The sequence below is a fragment of the Rhizobacter sp. P3_B12 genome (assembly GCF_056402895.1).
Genome location: NZ_JBFUGN010000502.1, coordinates 1 through 4,481, shown reverse-complemented (window position 1 = coordinate 4,481; position 4,481 = coordinate 1). Strand labels below are relative to the sequence as shown.

5 protein-coding genes and 1 pseudogene are annotated in these 4,481 nt (G+C 68.3%); all 6 read left to right on the top strand.

Translation table 11 applies throughout. The annotated features are described in order from the left end of the window. On the top strand, window positions 1–783 hold a 783-nt coding region (tagH, locus tag AC1D01_RS22310), incomplete at its 5' end, for a type VI secretion system-associated FHA domain protein TagH (protein ID WP_477870160.1). A gap of 7 nt (window positions 784–790) precedes the next feature. After that, window positions 791–1,612 (top strand): PP2C family protein-serine/threonine phosphatase, encoded by an 822-nt coding sequence (locus tag AC1D01_RS22305; protein WP_477870158.1) that lies wholly within the window; start codon window positions 791–793, stop codon window positions 1,610–1,612. Window positions 1,613–1,691: 79 nt separating this feature from the next. Then, the gene (locus AC1D01_RS22300; protein WP_477870156.1) at window positions 1,692–2,285 is read left to right on the top strand and encodes an OmpA family protein; all 594 of its coding nucleotides are present in this window, start codon (window positions 1,692–1,694) and stop codon (window positions 2,283–2,285) included. A 124-nt stretch (window positions 2,286–2,409) separates the two neighbouring features. Further along, the gene (locus AC1D01_RS22295) at window positions 2,410–3,663 is read left to right on the top strand and encodes an RNA/DNA-binding domain-containing protein (protein WP_477870154.1); all 1,254 of its coding nucleotides are present in this window, start codon (window positions 2,410–2,412) and stop codon (window positions 3,661–3,663) included. 20 nt (window positions 3,664–3,683) lie between these two features. After that, a pseudogene (locus AC1D01_RS22290) lies at window positions 3,684–3,866 on the top strand (DNA-binding protein); the annotation flags it as partial. A gap of 94 nt (window positions 3,867–3,960) precedes the next feature. After that, entirely contained in the window at window positions 3,961–4,440 is a 480-nt protein-coding gene (locus AC1D01_RS22285; RefSeq protein WP_477870152.1) for a GNAT family N-acetyltransferase, read from the top strand. Window positions 4,441–4,481: the final 41 nt, after the last annotated feature.

Below are 4,481 nucleotides of genomic sequence, written 5' to 3'. Positions count from 1 at the left end.
CGCATCCGCGGCGACGACCTCACGCCGACGACGACGATGCCCGGCGTGCGGCCGGCCCGGCCGTCGCTGATGACCTCGGCCCCGATGCCGCTGACGCCGATGCCGCCCACGCCGGTGGCACCGCCCGTCATGCGTCCGCCCGCGACCGCCCCGGCCTACGCCGCCGGCGACACCACGCCCGAGGCGCTGTGGGCCGCGTTCTGCGAAGGCGCCGGCATCCACCTGCAGCCGCCGCAGGGCCTGAACCCGGCGCTGATGAAGGTGATCGGCGAGCTGCTGCGCCATTCGGTGGACGGCACGCTGAAGCTGGTCGCCACGCGGGCCGCCGCCAAGCAGGAGCTGCGCGCCGACGTGACGATGATCCAGGCCCGCAACAACAACCCGCTGAAGTTCTCGCCGGATGCCGGCACCGCGATCGAGCAGCTGCTGCAGCCGCCGATGCGCGGCTTCATGGTCGGCCCGGCCGCGGTGCACGATGCGATGGACGACCTGGTCGGCCACGCGATCGGCACGATGGTGGGCATGCGCGCAGCGCTCGAAGGCGTGCTCAAGCGCTTCGAGCCCTCGCAGCTCGAGGGCAAGCTCTCCGGCAACAGCGTGCTCGACAGCGTGCTGCCGATGAACCGCCGCGCCAAGCTGTGGGAGCTGTACCTGCAGCACTACCAGCGCATCCACGAAGACGCCCAGGAAGACTTCCACGAATTGTTCGGCAAGGCCTTCATCAAGGCCTATGAAGACCAGCTGGACCGCCTGGACGCCGAGCGCCATCCGGGCCGCACCTGACGGACGCATGCCCATGCTGCAAGTCGAGATCGCCGCCCGCAGCGAGGTAGGCGGGCGAAGCCGCAACGAGGACGACCTGCGCCATGGCGTGAGCGGGCCGTTCTGCTATGCCGTGCTGGCCGACGGGGCCGGCGGGCACCGGGGCGGCAACGTCGCCTCCGACATGGTGGTGCGCATGACGGCGCTCGGCCTGCAGTCGGCGACGCAGGCGACACCCGAGTACCTGACGCAGCTGGTGTGCGACACGCATGCGGCGATCAACGAGCAGCAGCAGGGCAAGCGCAGCGCCGAGCGCATGCACGCGACGCTGGTCGCGCTGTGGATCGACATGCGGCGCGAAGAAGCGCTGTGGACGCACGTCGGCGACTCGCGCCTGTACATGCTGCGCCACGGCCGCGTGTGCCACGTGACGCGCGACGACAGCGTCGTGCAGCGCATGGTCGACGCCGGCTACCTGACGCCGGAAGAGGCGATCGACCACCCGCACAAGAACCAGCTGCTCAGCGCGATGGGCACCGAGGGGCCGGTGGAGCCGAGCACGCTGGAGACCCACATGCCGATCGAGGATGGCGACGCCTTCCTGCTGTGCTCCGACGGCTGGTGGGATTTGTTTTCGAAGCGGGCGATCGAGTCGGCCTTCGCCGCCGCCGATTCGGCCGGGGACTGGCTGGACCGCATGGGCGAGAGCATCCGCGCCGCGGCCAAGCCGAAGCAGGACAACTACACCGCGATCGCGGTGTGGGTCGGCGACCCGTCGGAAACCACGCGGATGTCGGGGTTGTGGGAAGACGACACGCTGGGCGATGGAGCGGGCAAGGCGGCCCCTTGATCGTGGGATGCGTGACCTTGGTCGCTTCCGATGGGGGGTGGCAGCGGTCATGATCGCGGAATCTGTACGGAGGTCCCTGATGGACACGCTGAGCTTCAAGTCGTCTTCGCTGCGCCGCACTGCCGGCCTGGTCCTGGCTGCCGCGCTGGCCGCCCCGCTGCTGGCTGCGCCGCTGCGCGCCCAGGACATGGGCGACACCCGGGTGCTGAAGGGCAACAAGGTCACCGAGGCCAACCTGCTGGACGCGCTGACGCCGCCGCCGGAGCCGGTCGTCACGCGCAGCCTGAAGGTGAGCCGCGACGGCGCCGGCGTCTCGGCGCCGGAGCGCAAGGCGAGCGCCTCGCTGCTGATCACGTTCCTGACGAACTCGTCGGAGCTGACCGAATCGGCGAAGCAGCAACTCGACGTGGTGGCCGGCGCGCTGAAGAACGACCGGCTGGCCGACTACAGCTTCAACGTCGAAGGCCATGCCGATCCGCGCGGCAACGCCGACGCGAACATGGTGCTGTCCCAGCAGCGCGCCGAGAGCGTGCGCGACTACCTGGTGACGACGCACAGCATTGCCGCCGACCGCCTGAAGGCCGAGGGCAAGGGCGACCACGACCTGCTGAACCGCGCGGTGCCGGCGGCGCCGGAGAACCGGCGGGTGACGATCGTGACGAACACGAAGTAGGCTTTTCGAAGGTGGTCACAGCCTGTGACCACCTTGGGCTTCTCTGCCGGATGGAGCCAGTCGCGGCTTGGCCGTTGGCATACTGCAGCATTGCGGACATTGAATCGGGCCGCAGAGAGCCACCATGCTGAAGACAGAGCTGCTGCAGTTGATCGCGAACGGAGAGAGTTCCGGTGTCGAGTTCAAGCGCGACGACGTCCGCCCGGAACAGCTGGGCAAGGAGATCGTCGCGCTGGCCAATCTTCGCGGCGGCGTTGTGCTGCTAGGCGTCGAGGATGACGGCACGATCAGCGGCATCCGGCCCAACGAACATCGGCCGAACCTGGAACGCTGGGTCATGGATGCGGTGTTCGGACGCTGCGTCCACCCGATGATCCTGCCGTTCTACGAAGAAGTGACGTTGGATGACGGGCTGCGGGTGGCCGTCATCACCGTGGCCGAGGGCACCGCCAAACCCTACGTATTGCGCAGCAACGACCGCGAGGATGTCTACGTGCGTGTCGGCACGACCTCGCGGCTCGCGACACGGGAGCAGCAGGCCCAGCTGTTCGAGAGCGGCGGCATGCTGCACAGCGAAGTCCTTCCTGTTTCGGGAACCGGCCTGATCGACCTGGACCGCGACCGCCTCGCGGACTACCTGCTGTCTATTGCTGGCGACCTCGTCCTGCCCCAGACCGATGCCGAATGGGAGCAGCGCCTGCTGGGCCTCGGCTTCCTCACGCCCTCCTCCGCGGGTGGCCCGAGCGCCAGCATCGCCGGGCTGGTGCTGTTCGGCCGCAGTCCGCGGCGCGCACTTCGACAGGCGGGTGTGCGCTGGATGTCGTTTCCCGACACCGACATGGACTACCAGGCGCAGGACGACGTCGTCATCGATGGTCCGCTGCTGGCGCTGTGGCGCGGCGGGCACGACGGTCGGCCACGCGAGCGTGTCGAGGACGGTCTGGTCGAGCGCTTGATGAGCCGCATGCGCCCCTTCGTTTCGGACCCGCAGCCGCGGCTCGAAGAAGGCTTGCGCCGCGAGTCGAAGGACCGCTATGCGCCCGAAGCCCTGCGTGAGGCCGTGCTGAACGCGCTGGTGCACCGTGACTGGACGCGATCGACCCAGGTGGAGGTCGTCAACTACGTCGATCGCCTGGAGGTGACCAGCCCAGGACGGCTTCAGAACTCGATGACCGTCGACAAGGTGCTGGCCGGACAGCGCTCGGCGCGCAACGGCATCGTGGTCGACGTGATGCGCGACTACGGCTACGTCGACCACCGCAGCATGGGTGTGCGGCGCAAGATCGTTCCGCTGACGCGGGCGTTCGCGGGGCAGGATGCGCGACTGGAAGAATCCGACGATTTCTTTCGCGTCGTCTTGCCGGCGAGGGTGTCTTGATGTTGCCCAGCGAACGGGATGTGCAGACCTCCGGAGAACTCGCGGATGGCAACGCCGTGCAAGAGGTTCCCGTCCATGCCACGTTGACGACACAAGAAGCGGCCGACCTGATCGCGCTCGAGAACCAGCGCCTCCGCGACAGCGAGGAAGCGCTGGCCGAACTGGCGCGGCAGGCGCAGAACCTGAAGATGGGCTACGAGTGAGGTCCGCCGTGGATCTCTACGTAGAAGTCCTGCTGCGTCAAGGCCTCGTCCAGACCACCAAACTGCTGAGCCCTTACCGGGCCATCCTGTAGCCATGTCCGACATGCTCGTCACGCTCTACAAGCTGCCACCGCTCGACGACGCGCTGGCCGCCGTGCACCGCCACGGCATCATCGTGCGGCGGGCGCTCGCGCCCGAGAAGCCGCGCATCCTGGCCTGGGCGGCTGAACACTTCCCCGGCTGGGTGGCCGAGATCGACGTCGCGATCGGGCGCTTGCCCGTCGCCTGCTTCATCGCGGTTCGCGAGCAGCAGATCGTCGGCTTCGCGTGCCACGACGCGACCTGCAAGAACTTCTTCGGGCCCGAGGGCGTGCTCGATGCGGTGCAAGGCCAGGGCGTCGGGCGGGCGCTGCTGCTGGCCGCGCTGCATGCGCAACGCGAACTCGGCTACGCCTATGCGGTCATCGGCAGCGCCGGGCCGAAGGCGTTCTACGAGAAGACGGTCGGCGCCGTCGTGATCGAGGGCTCGTCGCCCGGAATCTATGCCGGCATGCTTCGGCCAGAGTCCAGGTGACGAGACACTCGAGCGCTCCTGATTCACACTCGCTGCATCGC